Annotated in this window: 23 protein-coding genes; all 23 read left to right on the top strand. The window is 67.1% G+C overall.

Translation table 11 applies throughout. The annotated features are described in order from the left end of the window. Positions 1–133 precede the first annotated feature (133 nt). The 23 genes from ACZ501_RS07785 (at position 134) to ACZ501_RS07675 (ending at position 13,305) form a co-directional block, all read left to right on the top strand. On the top strand, positions 134–589 hold the full coding sequence (locus ACZ501_RS07785; RefSeq protein ID WP_356450234.1) for a hypothetical protein: 456 nt from the start codon (positions 134–136) through the stop codon (positions 587–589). 241 nt (positions 590–830) lie between these two features. Further along, positions 831–1,148, top strand: a complete 318-nt coding sequence (locus ACZ501_RS07780) for a hypothetical protein (protein ID WP_356450236.1) — start codon at positions 831–833, stop codon at positions 1,146–1,148. Beyond that, positions 1,139–2,053, top strand: a complete 915-nt coding sequence (locus tag ACZ501_RS07775) for a hypothetical protein (RefSeq protein ID WP_356450237.1) — start codon at positions 1,139–1,141, stop codon at positions 2,051–2,053. Before ACZ501_RS07780 ends, ACZ501_RS07775 begins: the two co-directional genes overlap by 10 nt. A gap of 74 nt (positions 2,054–2,127) precedes the next feature. Next, positions 2,128–2,589: a hypothetical protein gene (locus ACZ501_RS07770; protein WP_468793287.1), complete on the top strand. Its 462-nt coding sequence runs from the start codon at positions 2,128–2,130 to the stop codon at positions 2,587–2,589. 158 nt (positions 2,590–2,747) lie between these two features. Continuing rightward, a complete protein-coding gene (locus ACZ501_RS07765) occupies positions 2,748–3,182 on the top strand; it encodes a hypothetical protein (protein ID WP_356450243.1) in 435 nt (144 codons plus the stop codon). A gap of 66 nt (positions 3,183–3,248) precedes the next feature. Then, a complete protein-coding gene (locus ACZ501_RS07760; RefSeq protein ID WP_223828485.1) occupies positions 3,249–4,118 on the top strand; it encodes an AAA family ATPase in 870 nt (289 codons plus the stop codon). A gap of 15 nt (positions 4,119–4,133) precedes the next feature. Then, a complete protein-coding gene (locus ACZ501_RS07755; RefSeq protein ID WP_356450245.1) occupies positions 4,134–4,526 on the top strand; it encodes a hypothetical protein in 393 nt (130 codons plus the stop codon). Next, positions 4,523–4,669, top strand: a complete 147-nt coding sequence (locus ACZ501_RS07750) for a hypothetical protein (RefSeq protein WP_356450246.1) — start codon at positions 4,523–4,525, stop codon at positions 4,667–4,669. The genes ACZ501_RS07755 and ACZ501_RS07750 overlap by 4 nt, the downstream gene beginning before the upstream one ends. After that, the gene (locus ACZ501_RS07745) at positions 4,669–4,809 is read left to right on the top strand and encodes a hypothetical protein (RefSeq protein WP_356450248.1); all 141 of its coding nucleotides are present in this window, start codon (positions 4,669–4,671) and stop codon (positions 4,807–4,809) included. Before ACZ501_RS07750 ends, ACZ501_RS07745 begins: the two co-directional genes overlap by 1 nt. Next, positions 4,806–5,225, top strand: a complete 420-nt coding sequence (locus ACZ501_RS07740; RefSeq protein ID WP_468793285.1) for a CHC2 zinc finger domain-containing protein — start codon at positions 4,806–4,808, stop codon at positions 5,223–5,225. The genes ACZ501_RS07745 and ACZ501_RS07740 overlap by 4 nt, the downstream gene beginning before the upstream one ends. Positions 5,226–5,250: 25 nt before the next feature. Next, entirely contained in the window at positions 5,251–5,727 is a 477-nt protein-coding gene (locus ACZ501_RS07735; RefSeq protein WP_468793283.1) for a toprim domain-containing protein, read from the top strand. Then, positions 5,724–6,086 (top strand): hypothetical protein, encoded by a 363-nt coding sequence (locus ACZ501_RS07730; protein WP_468793281.1) that lies wholly within the window; start codon positions 5,724–5,726, stop codon positions 6,084–6,086. Before ACZ501_RS07735 ends, ACZ501_RS07730 begins: the two co-directional genes overlap by 4 nt. 214 nt (positions 6,087–6,300) lie before the next feature. Next, entirely contained in the window at positions 6,301–7,488 is a 1,188-nt protein-coding gene (locus ACZ501_RS07725; RefSeq protein WP_468793279.1) for a hypothetical protein, read from the top strand. Next, positions 7,485–7,793: a hypothetical protein gene (locus tag ACZ501_RS07720; protein ID WP_356450258.1), complete on the top strand. Its 309-nt coding sequence runs from the start codon at positions 7,485–7,487 to the stop codon at positions 7,791–7,793. The genes ACZ501_RS07725 and ACZ501_RS07720 overlap by 4 nt, the downstream gene beginning before the upstream one ends. Then, on the top strand, positions 7,790–8,173 hold the full coding sequence (locus tag ACZ501_RS07715; protein WP_150171645.1) for a hypothetical protein: 384 nt from the start codon (positions 7,790–7,792) through the stop codon (positions 8,171–8,173). The genes ACZ501_RS07720 and ACZ501_RS07715 overlap by 4 nt, the downstream gene beginning before the upstream one ends. Positions 8,174–8,370: 197 nt before the next feature. Next, on the top strand, positions 8,371–8,640 hold the full coding sequence (locus ACZ501_RS07710; RefSeq protein ID WP_468793277.1) for a hypothetical protein: 270 nt from the start codon (positions 8,371–8,373) through the stop codon (positions 8,638–8,640). Beyond that, positions 8,618–9,130: a DUF6879 family protein gene (locus ACZ501_RS07705; protein WP_468793275.1), complete on the top strand. Its 513-nt coding sequence runs from the start codon at positions 8,618–8,620 to the stop codon at positions 9,128–9,130. The genes ACZ501_RS07710 and ACZ501_RS07705 overlap by 23 nt, the downstream gene beginning before the upstream one ends. Positions 9,131–9,157: 27 nt before the next feature. Further along, positions 9,158–10,000 carry a helix-turn-helix domain-containing protein gene (locus ACZ501_RS07700; protein ID WP_468793273.1) on the top strand — a complete coding sequence of 281 codons (843 nt, stop codon included), beginning with the start codon at positions 9,158–9,160 and terminating at the stop codon, positions 9,998–10,000. 94 nt (positions 10,001–10,094) lie between these two features. Further along, complete coding sequence (locus ACZ501_RS07695; protein ID WP_356450266.1) at positions 10,095–10,484, top strand: hypothetical protein; 390 nt, start codon at positions 10,095–10,097, stop codon at positions 10,482–10,484. Further along, positions 10,481–11,023 carry an NUDIX hydrolase gene (locus ACZ501_RS07690; RefSeq protein WP_468793271.1) on the top strand — a complete coding sequence of 181 codons (543 nt, stop codon included), beginning with the start codon at positions 10,481–10,483 and terminating at the stop codon, positions 11,021–11,023. Before ACZ501_RS07695 ends, ACZ501_RS07690 begins: the two co-directional genes overlap by 4 nt. Positions 11,024–11,172: 149 nt before the next feature. Then, positions 11,173–11,352, top strand: coding sequence for a hypothetical protein (locus ACZ501_RS07685; RefSeq protein WP_356450270.1), 180 nt, complete (start codon positions 11,173–11,175; stop codon positions 11,350–11,352). A 58-nt stretch (positions 11,353–11,410) separates the two neighbouring features. Next, entirely contained in the window at positions 11,411–12,217 is an 807-nt protein-coding gene (dapF, locus tag ACZ501_RS07680; protein WP_468793269.1) for a diaminopimelate epimerase, read from the top strand. Beyond that, entirely contained in the window at positions 12,214–13,305 is a 1,092-nt protein-coding gene (locus ACZ501_RS07675; RefSeq protein WP_356450274.1) for a D-alanine--D-alanine ligase family protein, read from the top strand. The genes dapF and ACZ501_RS07675 overlap by 4 nt, the downstream gene beginning before the upstream one ends. Positions 13,306–13,325 lie beyond the last annotated feature (20 nt).

Genomic DNA, 13,325 nt, shown 5'->3' with positions numbered 1-13,325 from the left:
GTACAACCAAGCGCAAGTTCCACGTTGACGAGTCTAACGTGTATGTGTAACCGTAGGTTGGGACAGGCGAGCGTCCTTGGCGCTCAACACCCCGCGCAGCCTGCGGGATTCAAGATCCAAGCCAAGGGGAGACATGCCCGCACCGTCGAAGATCGTCGACGAAGCCGAAGTCGAGAAGTGGTTCCAGCAGAACAAGACCTACGCATGGATGGTCCAGGAGTACCAGCGAAAGTACCAGCGAAAGACCTCCATCTCCATGTGGGGCAACTACAGGCGCCGGCACAAGCTGAAGAGACGGATCACGCGCGATGACGACCTGATCCCGTGGGCGGTTGAGGAGAAGCACCGCTTTCGGTACGAGGTGATCATGCTTCGACTGGAGGCGCGCGTGCGCGATGGTCAGGAGCTCGCGGACCGGGACGCCAAGAAGCTGCGCTCGTGGCTCGCTGACCTGGAGGAGAAGAATGCCGTCGTCCACTACGACCCCGAGACCGAAGAGGGCTTCTTCCTCATCCCACGGGAAGAGCAGGACACCGACATCATCCGCCAGCCCGCAGAAAAGACGACGAAGCGCCGTCGCGCCGACTGAGCCGAGAAGCCATCAACCCCCAGGGACATCGATTCCCTGGGGGTTTTTGCGTTTCGCCGGTCACGAGGCCACGCGTCGGGCGGGCACGCGCCCGGTCCGGGTTCGATCTCGACTCCTCCACGAGTGTTCGAACAAACTATCGAACATCCTCCTGTGGGGTGATCCCGATGTCAGATGCGGCGGTTAGGATTCCGCTAAGTAAGGCAAACTTGCACCAAGCACGACAGAGGGGCCAAGTCGAGTGGAGGAGCAGCGCGAGGCAACCACAGTCCTCGCACACTCGGGGGAAGCCTGGCGGGAGGCCGGGGTTCAGCGGATCACAGAAGGCGGTGCCGTCCTCTGCGTGGACGCCGACGCGTTCGAGTTCCACCTGACCCTTTCGCTGGATTACACAGAGCACGACCTTCAGTGGGGTGTCGCGCAGGCGGCAGCCCTCGACCTCGCCCTGATACCCGAGACAGAGGAGGAGGCCGAGCTCATAGGCGACGGCCCCGACTTCGTGCGCATCCACTTGGTCCCCACCTGGACGAACCAGAAGGAGCCCCCTATATGGCCCTGACCATTACCGCACTGCCCGCCCCTGCACCGTCCGTTCCACGTGATGGGTGGGGGCGGCCCCTTGTGGTCCCGAAGGAAGGCGGCAAGCCCCGCGGCCTCACCAGGACGACGACGTTCATCGACGCCATCGAGGACAAGAGTGGCCTGATGTCCTGGAAGCAGCGGATGACCCTCGTGGGCGCCGCTCGCGAGGGCTCTCTTTTGCGCGAAGTGGCTAACTTGAACCCAGAGACGCGCGAGGGAAAGGCCCGCCTGGACGCGCTCGCCGAGCGGGCGGTCACGGTGGCCGGAGCGAACGCGAAGCGGGAGCGAGGCACACACCTGCACACGCTGAGCGAATTCGTAGACCGGGGCGAGCGCCTGCCTGCGGGGGTCGCCACTTCCGACGTGACGGACATGGCGGCCTACAAGATGTCGACGGCACCGTTCGATGTCGTCGCCGTGGAGACGTTCGTGGTGGTACCGGAGCTGGGCGTCGGCGGCACCTTCGACCGCATGGTGAGCTACAGCGGTCCCGGTCCGGACGGCGAGCACGTCGAGGGCCTGTTCATCGCGGACTTGAAGACGGGCTCGATCGAGTACAGCCGCCTCAAGATGGCGAGCCAGCTCGCGGTCTACAGCCGGGGCGAGCTGTACGACCACACCCTCTTCCCCGTCAACGACCGGGACAAGAAGGCCCTCGCCGCATGGAAGCGCCGGGAGGTGCCGGCCGATCTCGCGAAGGCTGCGTACGCCCCGATCCCGGCCGTCTCCCAAGACTGGGGCATCATCCTCCACCTTCCCGCAGGCTCCGGGGAGTGCACGCCCTATTGGGCTGACCTGCGGTTGGGCTGGGAGGCAGCGAAGGCCGCGCAGAACACGCGCGTCTTGCGCGGCAAGAACAAGAGCGCCCTTCGTCCGTTTTGAGTTGTTTTCCATGGCCTGAACGTGTAATTTGAACCTGGCGCCGGACGGTTCGGCGCTACACGAGAGGGGTGAGTTTGAGCGACACGCAGCGGTCGGTGACCGTGACCATCAAGTCGGGCCCGGAACCCGACGACTGGGCCGCAGCCTTCAAGGGGGCCGCGTACGAGGTGTACGACGACGTGGCCACTTTTTTCGGCTTCGAACGTGAAAGTGTAACCACGCTCAGCCTTCACGAGCTGGTCAGCGAGGCGTCCAAGACGGCTCAGGGCGTCGCGACCGTCGTCCGCGACCTGGGCGCCACCGTCGTTCCTGCCGCACAGCCTGCGACGCCTGGCGAGGACCCGTGGGCAGCCGCCCAGACGGCCCCAGCCCGCGAACCGGGCTCCGCGGCCTCCCTCCTGGAACAGATCAACGCCTGCGCGACCACGGACGACCTGAAGAGGCTGTGGGCGCGTAACCAGGACGCGTTCGCCGACCAGGCCGTGATGGACGCGTGGAAGGCGAGAGGCCGAGCCCTCAAGGCGGCCTCCGGATGAAGCCCCTGAGCCTGGCCCTGGCCGTGGTCTCTCTCCTCCTGGCCGTCTGGCTCTGGACAGCGGCCCCCTGTGAGCTGTGGACCTTCTCGAAGGCGGGCGACATGCCCGCCCGATGCATCAGCCGATAACTCGACCCCAAACACAAGGAGTTCCCCTTAGTGGCACTGAATCTCGCTTCTCTCCCGCAGGCCAACGGCGGCTGGTTCAAGCCGAAGGACGTGGCCGACGCGGTCGCGATCCTCGTCGAGGTCAAGGGCTTCGACCGACAGCGGCCGACGCCGAACGGGCCGAAGGACTCCGTCCTCGCCGACATCTCCGTCTGGAAGTCGCGGGAGCAGCTCGGCGCCGCCCCGGAGGTCAACAACGGTCAGCGCATCGAGCAGACGGTCCTTGCGCGCGACCTGGAGACCGTCGTGGGTCAGGCCGTGCTCGTCACCGTCGATCAGGTGCCCTCCAAGAAGCCTGGCGGCAACCCGGCGTGGATCTGGAAGCCGGTGACGGACCCGGAGATCGTCGCGGCCGTCGTGGCGTACGGCGAGAAGCGCGACGCAGCCGTGAGCGAGGCCGCCTCAGCGGCGCCCGACTTCGACTGACGCAGCAGGCCGGCACGGGGGCGGCCGTCCTGGTCGCCCCCGCCCCACCCAGAAAGGAGACACCGAGTGCTGACCCCTGGTCGCTCGCTGACGATGCACGCAGAATCCGGCCGCGAGCTGCCGCGCGTGGAAGCGTTCGAGGCGCTGTACAACCTGGGCTGCCGTCCGCGTCACGGTGAAGTCGTGATGATCGCCGGGCGGTCCGGCACGCAGAAGAGCGGGCTCGCCTTGTTCTGGGTCGCGCAGATGAACTTGCCGACCCTCTACTTCTCGGCGGACATGTCCGCCTTCACCGCGAGTAGCCGCCTCGCGAGCATGGCGACCGGCGACACCACGGAGATGGTCGAGGCCGGGATGTCCGCTGGCGGCCGGTATCGCGAGACGTACGTGAACGCTCTGCGGGGCTCGCGGATCACCTTCTCCTTCGGCAGTCCGATCACGTGGCGCGCGGTCGACGAGGAGCTGGAGGCATACGTCGAGCTCTGGGACGCCTATCCGGAGGTCTTCGTCTTCGACAACCTCATGGACTTCGAAGGCGCGGAAAGCGACTACACCGAGCAGATGGCCGTGATGTCCAACGCGACCGAGCTGGCCCGCGCGACGGGCGCGACCGTGATCATCCTTCACCACGCGTCAGACAAGTCCTGGGAAGCCAAGAGCGATCCGTGGGCACCGCCGAGCCGCGACCAGGTGAAGGGCGGCCTGAGCGAGAAGCCGGAGCTTTCGCTCTCCGTGGCGCTGGACCCGAACAGCCTGGAGTACAGGATCGCGGTGATCAAACAGCGCATGGGCCCCTGCGATCCCACGGCCCGCCGGTACGCCTCCCTGCGCTGCCACCCCGACGTGACCCGCTTCTCGAAGCTGGAGCGGATGACCCTCTTCAACCCCCCGGAGCCGAAGCCCTGGTCCCCCACGGCCGTGCTCGACAAGGCTTGACCTGAAAGGCTAAGTGTGACCGACATTGCGGCGAGGAACCGCCGGAACAAGCGCGCGGGCGCCCGCTGGGAGGCCGAGTTCCGCGATGAACTCCGCCAGGCCGGGTACGACATCGAGCGGCTGCGGCTGACCGGCACCGAGGACGAGGGCGACCACGTGATTCGCCGCCAGCCGGTTCGGCATCGCCCGTTCCTGATCACCGAGACGAAGAACGCCAAGTTCGAGCCGGGCACCTTCATCAAGGAGGCCCTCCGCGAGCGGGACAACTACGCGAAGCACCGCGACCTCGACCCGCGCGACGTAGACGTGGCCGTGATCGTCCGGCGACGGGGCGCGAGCTGGCGCCGCGCTTACGTGCTGAGCACGGTGGAGGAGTTCTTCGACCTCCCCCCGGAGACCGCCTCGTGAGGCAGTACGAGGAGATTGAAGAGCAGGCCCGCATCTGCCGCGAACTTGTCGAGCTGCTGGACGACTTCACCACACCACAGGGCCTCGGCGAACTCGGCTACGACCTCCACGCCCGCTTCTTCCGGGGGGAGCGCGTCGCGTGATGCCGGCCGAGGAAGTCTGCGGGTTCGAGGCGTTCCTCGACTGCCTCAACGATCACGACTTCGACGGCCAACTCCTCATGGAGCTGGAGGAGTTCTTCGAGATCCCGATGCACGACCTCGACGAATGGATGCTGCCGTGAACCTGGGGCGCCTCCGGGACGGCTTTGAGGACCAGGAGCACGAGAAGCCCACCCTCGCCGCCGTCCTCGACCACTACGAAATCGACTACAACCCCGAGCGCACGGCGGGCATGGCCCCGTGCCCTCTCCACGACGACAACACGCCGTCGTTCTCGTACCACCTCGACCGCGGATTGTGGAAGTGCCACTCGTGCGGCGAAGGCGGCGACAGCTACACGCTGCTGATGAAGAAGGAGCTAACAGACTTTGCCGGAGCACGAGCCCTTGCGTCCTCTCTCGCCCTCGCAACGGGTGATGCTGGAGGAGGCGACGAGCGCGTATCAGGCAGCGCTTACGCCGGACGCCGCGCGGTATCTCCTCGCTCGCGGAATCAGCAAGGACGAGGCGGCTACGTACCGGCTTGGCGTCGTCGCTGACCCTCACCCCGGCCACGAGCGGCAGGTGGGCCGCCTCGCGATCCCGTACCTGGCCCACGACGGGCACCCGCTCACCATCCGCTTCCGCTGCCTGGAAGACCACGACCACCGGGCCTACCGGCACGGGAAGTACAACACCCTGAAGGACGACCCGCCCCGGCTGTACGGGGTGGACGCGATCCACGCGGCGGGCGACGAGATCCACGTGACGGAGGGCGAGCTCGACGCGATCACCCTCCGCCGTCTCGGCCTCCACGCGGTCGGCGTGCCAGGGGCCGCCCTCTGGCAGCCGAGGCACCGCCGGATGCTGGCGGGCTTCTCTCGGGTGTGGGTCTGGGGCGACCCGGACGAGGCGGGGGCCGAACTGGTCACCCGCGTGTGCAAGTCCCTGAGATCGGCCCGAGGCGTCCGCCTGCGCGACGGCGACGTGACCGAGACGTACAAGGCCGGAGGCGCTGACGCCCTCCTCTCCCTGACTGACGAAGCGAGCAAGACGAAGTGACCGAGACGACCGCGAAAAAGACGACGACCAAGAGGCCGGCGCGGAGGCCCGACCCCGCGACGGCTGTCCTCGCGGAGGTGAAGGCGGCCCGCAAGGCGTACTCCGGGCAGTCCATGCCGGTCGCGGGCGGCCATAACCCGCTGAAGGGCCGGGAGCACCACGAGCGCGAGGCGAATCGGTGGATGGCAGCGGACACGGCCCGCAAATTCGACGGCGTTCCCGGCTGGGACTCCGCCGTCCTGGCGCAGGCGTACCGCACGCTCGCCGAGAGCGAGCCGGAGCACATCCGGGCCGGGCTGATCCGCCTGGCGGCCCTCGCGATCTCGGCAGTGGAGTCCCTCGACCGGGGGGCGCCGTGACGACGCGCTGTGACCTGCCTGGGCGTCCGGGCCCCCGGCTCCAAGCGATCTGGGCGGCCCTCGACGGGGCCGAGAGGAAGGCGTTCGAGCGCCACCTCATGAACGACACGGCCGCCGAGGATCTCGTCTGGATTCTCGACCGCTACGGACACCGTGTGTCCGCCTCCACCATCCGCACGTACCGGCGCCGACTGCGCCAGGAAGCGAACGATTCTTGAGCGACCTCCTCGACGAGCTCCTGTCGAAGCCCGTGGGCCCGGCCATCCCGGCTCGCCAAACCGATCCCGACAGGGACTTCACCCGGCAGATCGAGGTGAGTGGCGACGCTGCCGAAGTCACCGTTCGCGGCCCCGAGAGCATGGACCCGCAGGGCAGCGCGGCGGCCTGCTTGAAGGCGCAGGGCCTCGACCCGGCCGACTGGGAGGTGAAGGGCTTCCGGTCGAGCGAGTGGACGATGCCGAACGGCGAGACTGGCGTCTCGGCGCGCTTCCAGTTCGCGAAGAAGACGCCCGCCGACCGGTCCGGCCTGGACATTGACGAGCTCCTGGCGGCCGTCGACAACCACCAGCCTCGACAGCTCGCCACGGCCGCCGAGGGTGACCACACGTTCGTGATCGCGCTCGGCGACATGCAGTTCGGCAAGGCGGACGGTGATGGCCCGGCGGGCACCCTGAAGCGCACGATCGAGTGCATCGACCGCGCGGCCGAGCTGCTGGACGTGTACCGGCGGCGGTTCGACATCGGGCACGTCCACATGGGGTGGCTCGGTGATCACGTGGAGGGCTTCGTGTCGCAGGGCGGCTCGAACTCGTGGCGGACCTCGCTGACGCTCACGGAACAGATCCGCCTTACCCGCCGCGTGATGCTGCACGGAGCCCTGACCATGGCGCCGCTCGCCTCCCGCGTGTCGATGGCCGCAGTGCCCGGCAACCACGGTGAGGCCGTACGCATCGCGGGCCGGGGCGTGACGCGTTACGACGACTCCCACGACACCGAGTCCTTGATCTGCGTCCGTGACGCCCTGGCGCTGGCCCCCGAGCGCTTCGGCCATGTGGAGTTCTACGTGCCGGACACCGACGAACTGACCGTGGTCGTCGACTGCTCGGGCACCACCGTGGCTCACGCCCACGGGCATCAGTGGAGGCCCGGCCGGCACTTCGAGTGGTGGAAGGGGCAAGCCTTCAACAAGGCATCCGCCATGCACCAGGCGGACCTTCTCCTTGCCGGTCACCTTCACCACGAGCACGTGGACACGGACGGCCCGCGCACCTTCCTTCAGCCCCCGGCCATGGAGAGCGAATCGACCTGGTGGCGGCACGCGAAGGGCACCACGGGGGCGCCGGGCCTGATGGTCGCGGTGACGAGGGACGGCCACACCCCCGTGAAGGAAGTGGTCCGGTGAGCGCCTCTCACGACTGGACGCTCCTTGACGACCCGCAGGTTCAGCGCGTGATCGACGTGGTGGCCCGCAAGTTCGGCACGGAGTACGGGCTCGCCCTGGAGCGGGACGACGCCCGGCAGGAAGCGGCGCTCGTCGTCGCCGAGAAGGCCAGCGAGGCGCGCGAGATGCTCGCGGCCGGTCCCGGCCTCCTGCACCGCTGGCTGTGTCAGCAGCTCCGGAACGCGTGGCTCACGGATCTTCGCCACCAGTCGCGGCACCTGTCCTACGAGGCGGCCCTGAACGGGGCCGAGAAGGGTCTTCTGTGAGTACGTACGATCGCCGGGTCATCGAGCACCTTCTCCCGGCCGTGTGGTCGCCCGAGGCCGCGTACGGCATCCGGAACCCGGCCGCCCCGGACGCTGACATGCCGAAGGGCACCGTCGACAAGCGGGCCGCGGATTCCCTCTTCGCCCACCTCGCCGACATCCGCCGAGCCTGGGCGGCCTGCCCGCTCGAACTGGGTGAGCGCCGGGCCCTGTTTCTGCGGTTCGCCCTCGACTGGCCGGACGCCCTGATCGCTGCCCGCGACGGAGTGACCGACCGGGCGGTGCGGTACCGCGTCGAGCGTGGCGTGGGCAAGCTCGCCGCGTGGCTGAACGGCCGGACCTACATCGACGGGTACGACGAGCTGGAGGCTGCCGCATAGGCCAGGACGCGGCGGTGAGGGATCAGATTGGGCCAGGTCACGGCCGTATGCGGCTGATCAACTGCTCGTCCCTCCCGCCTCGTCCGCCTAGGGTCTTCTCCGAAGTCCCGGCAAGTTCTGGCAAGTTCCTCGTCTTCTAGCGGAGGCGCAGGCAAGCTCTGGCATGGGAAGTGTCACCGGCGACGTAGGAGGACATCATGGCCTTGCGAATGCTCGGTAAGGACCCGAACAGCCCTGACGGCAACTCGCCCACCATCTACCTGGACGACGAGACGGACAGGTACCTCGTGCAGGGGTACAACGTCCTGGATGAGGAACGGCTCAAGCAGTTGAACCTCCCCCCGCACGAGGGGGTGGTAGAGATTCCCCGCTATATGGTGCAGTTCTTCCTGTCGAGCGACAGGGATTCCGCCGCGAAGAACGCCGAGCCGGAGGAGAAGAAGGTTGTCGAGTCCCCTGACGTTTAAGGAACTGTTCCGCGACTGCCAGAGGACCGCCGTCCACCTGGAAGCCCGCGACGCCTACAGCAAGACGGACTCGGCCTTCGTCGACTGGAAGGCCGGCAAGCCTATCGACCCCGCCGAGCGTTGGGCCGCTTGGCGTTCGATCGTCTCGGAGGCGGTCGCGCGGGGTGTCGAGGTACGTCGGGCCCGTATCGTTTCGACACCCGTGAGCGAGTACATCCGCTTCGAGCACGAGGTGACCGAGGGACTCAACATCGCTGCGGGCGAGCAAGTGCGATGGCTCCCCCGGCGGAACGCTTCGGATCTGCTCCTGCCCGGCAACGACTTCTGGCTGTTCGACTCCCGTCTGGTGTACCTGAACCACTTCGACGGAGAGGGCGAGCCCACAGAGCCCGAGATCACCGAGAACGCGGAGTTGGCGAAGCTCTGCGAGTCGGCCTTCGAGAGCGTCTGGAACAGGGCGACACCGCACGCAGAGTTCGAAGCGCACTGAGCACCTCACATAGGACCGTCACCCCAAATGCAACCGGCATCTTCGAGCGCGCAGGAAGCCCGCAAGGCGCTCGGGAAACGCCTCGCTGAGATCCGGATAGCGGCCGGGCTCACCAAACGAGCCCTGTGCGCGAAACTGGGCTGGCACGAATCGAAGGCATCGCGCTTCGAGAGCGGCACACGCGCGCCCTCGGAGCGCGACCTTCGTGGTTGGTGCCAAGCCTGCGGAGCCGACAGCCTTGCGGAGGAACTCGTCAAGACGGCCCGCGGAATCGAGGGCATGTACGTCGAGTGGCACAAGATGGAGAGCGACGGGCTCAAATGGGCTCAAGAGTCCGCCCTCCCCCTCTGGGAGCGAACCCAAAACTTTCGGTTCTACGCGCCGTCGCTCATTCCTGGACCAGTACAAACCGCTTCCTATATCAAAGCGTTGTTGACTTCCATCCGCGATCGTCGTGGCCTGATCGACGACGTAGACGCGGCTGTCGAGGTCCGACTAGAGAAGCAGAAAATCGTCTACACGCCGCGCACGTTCGTCATCCTCCTGGAGGAGAGCGCCCTCTATAACCGCATCGGCGGGACGGACGTGATGGCCGGCCAACTCGGTTATCTCATCAGCGCTATGGCCTTGCCCACGGTGAGCATCGGCATCATCCCCCGCGATATCGACCGCCCGCTCATGCCCGTCGAGGGCTTCTTCATGTTCGACGACCACACCGTCAAAGTCGAACTGGTGTCGGCGCACCTAACGGTCTTGCAGAAGCACGAACTTGCCATGTATGCCAGGACGTTCGCTGAGCTGCACGAACATGCCGTCATCGGCAGCTCTGCACGTGAACTCATCACCCGCGCCATCGAATCTCAAGGGTGAGTTCCTGGCAAGTTCTGGCACACTCCTGGAGTACTTGCCACCCACTTCCCTAGCTTTATGGGCACGGCTCATAACGTGCCCGAAGGGGGCAGTGATGGCGTTGGCAAGTATCGGCAAGGAAAAGGGACTGTCTCAAAACTCGGTGGATCAGAGTTCGGCCGCGATCGACGTTGAGGCCATTTCCTCGCGCACTGACTCCGTTCTCACCATGCGGATGGACTCCTCGACCCGTGCGGACATAGACGGCGTCACGCCGGCCATCGTCCAGCAGCTCAACTCTCTGCTCGGTGAGGACTTGGGTGCGGAGGACGACCCGCAGGTGCGGGAGCTCGTCCGCAAGGGCAACAACCTGATCGACCCCAAGAACCGGCCGACCGCGAGCACTCCGGCTTTCGGAGCGTTCCTCTACCTTCGGGACGCGGCAACGCTCACGCGACGCCTCCTCTGGATCTACACCGAACGCAACGGGCTGGGTGCGCCGTGAGCGTCAAGGAAGACCAGATCATCCGGGAGCTCTCGCACTACATCTACGAGCACCCGGACGAACGGATGGCTTTGATGCCGGTGTATGACGCCGCCGTTGACCACTCACGGCGCCGAGGTTGCACCCACGAGCAGCGTTGCCCTCTCGTCGTCACGGGGGGCGTCGTCGTGAACGAGGATGGCCGCGTCCTCTGCCTACGGAACGGAACCCGCTATGCCCTCGCCGAGGCCGAGCCGGAAGACGAGGACGACACGCTCAGCGGTGCCGCTCTGCGCTTGCTGGCTGAGCAGGTCGGCATTCGGGACGTGTGGACCCAACCGGGTGCCGAGGGCCCCTTTCTGGTCGACGTGACCATGCCGGGACACCACCCCTACGGCCCCCGCCTCCGAGTCGGCATCCGCTACCTGTTCCGCGGGCACTCCGGCGCCGTCTTCCCCTCGGCGATCGAGATGGGTGCAGCCGCTTGGATGCCCCTCTCCAAGATCGGCATCGAGGCTGTCCAGCGTCGCGTCGAGACCCTCTCGGTTGGGGCCCAATGAGTCACCGCGCCCAGCAGTTCGCTTACATGGCTGCCGTCTTGTCGATCGGCGGCGCCATCGTGCTCGGAATCTGGAGAGGCTGAATGCACTACGTGCGCCAGAGCAGCAAGGCTGCGCGCGCTGAAGCGCCGCCTGCCCCGGTCGGGACCGTGAAGACGCGCAGCACGCCCAACGAGGTCCACATCGGCGACTTCGTACTTCTCGACGGCCAGTACCAGCGGATACGGGACATGCGGTCCCTGGGCACTGCTTCCGTTCGCGTCCTGCACTTCGCCGGACGGCCGCCCTGGGTCATGCGCGAGGCGCGCACCGTCTTCCGCCCCATCTGATCAGCCCGCTCGGGCTTCGTACCAAACACCTTCACCGCACGACGCGAGGAGCTTTGGCATGGAATTTCGCAAGGTCCATGGGGCGGGCAACGACTTCGTCCTCGTCACCAACGCGGAGCCGAGAGACGCCACGGTCTGGGCCAAGACGGCAGAGCGCCTGTGTGCGAGGCGTACCGGCGTCGGCGCCGATGGTCTGGTCATCAGCCGTCCCGCCAAGGACGAGACCAACGTGCTCGAAGTCGCCTGCTTCAACGCGGACGGGTCGGCGGCAACGATGTGCGGCAACGCGCTGCGGTGCGTGGCGTGGGTCGCCTACGACGAGAGCTCGGGGTCGACGACCGCCATGAAGCTCCGCATGGCGGGAGTCATGCACGAGGCGCTCGTCGACCAGGAAGCCGTATGGGTCACGGCCGAAGTGGGCGCCATCCAGCCCCGCGTCTTGCAGACGATCATCAACGGCAGGCCGACGTGGTTCGACAGCGCGCACACCGGCACGGAACACGTCGTCGCCGTCGTGGACGACGTGGACGCCATCCACGCGGAAGTGGTCGGCCGAGTCGTGCGGCACCACAAGAACGTGGCGCCGCTCGGCACGAACGTCAACTTCGTCCAGCGCCTCGGCCGCCAGGCGCTCAAGATCCGCACCTACGAACGCGGCGTCGAAGCCGAGACGCTCTCCTGCGGCAGCGGGGCCGTCGCAGCCGTCGTCATCGCCACCATGCGCGGTCTCGTCGCCAAGCGCGAGGTCACCGTTCACAACCAGGCCGGTGAGCCGCTCACCGTCCGTCCGCACGACGCCCGCCCGGAACGAGCCGCCTGGGTTGGCGGGCCCGTCACCCAGACCTTCGAAGGGGTACTCGCATGACCGTCTTTCTCGACTCGACCTCGAAGCAGGCGGCGCAGAACGCCGCCGAGAAACTCCGCGAGTGGGCGCAAGGCCGGCAGGGCCTCGGCGTCGCCCTCATCTACGGGCCCGTGTCCGCCGAAGACAGGCTCTACCACTCCCAGTGCCCCGTCGAGCAGCGGTCCGTGACCGCCCTGGGCGAGGCACTCGAAGAGATCGGCGCGCGGTGGAACGTGCTGGACCCCACCCAGCCCGACTTCATCAGGGAACTGGTCTCGTACGACGTGGCCCTCTCGAACCTGCACGGCCCCTACGGTGAGGACGGCCGTCTTCAGGGCCTGCTCGACTACCTCCGCGTGCCCTACTGCGGCAGCGGGGTACAGGCGTCCGCGGTGGCCGCTGACAAGATCCTCTGCAAGCGGATCATGCTGACCCTCGGCGTCCCGACGCCCGGTTGGCGCGTCTGGTCCGGCGGCCCGGTGAACTGGGGCAGCCGAGCCGTCATGGTGAAGCCGCCCTTCGGCGGGTCCAGCGTGGGCATGAGCCTCGTCCGCGACGCGGTCGACCTGCCCGGCGCCCTGGCGGAGGCCGCAGGGGAAAGCGGCGACGAGGTGCTCGTCGAGGACTACGTGGTCGGCACACCCGTGACCGTGGGAATGCTGGAGCTTCCGGGCGGCTCGGTGATCGTCTTCCCCCCGCTGACCACCGAGGCGACCGATGCCGAGTTCTACGACGCCGACACCAAGCTCGACGTGGACTCGAAGGGCGCCGTCACCGTCCGCGCCGCCGAGCTGGAGACCGTAGCGATGAACCGGATCGCCAGGGACGCCCGGACGCTGTGGGAAGGGATCGGACTGCGCGGCTCGGCCCGCATCGACTTCATCGTCACCGAGAAGGGCGACGCGTACGTGCTGGAGGTCAACAGCACGCCGGGCATGTCCCGTGACAGCAACTTCGCGGTCGGGGCGGCGATGGTCGGACTCACGCACACGGATGTCGTACTGGCGATGCTTCATGAGGCCCTGTCCCGGCCGCCGTACGATGTTCCCCTGCCCACTCCCGTGTTCTCCAGCACCACGGTGACGCGGGAGGCTGCCGTCTCCCTGTAGGAGCAATGCCGCTGTGCCGC

The organism is Streptomyces sp. NPDC034085 (genome assembly GCF_055575555.1).
This window is presented reverse-complemented; position numbering and strand designations above follow the sequence as displayed.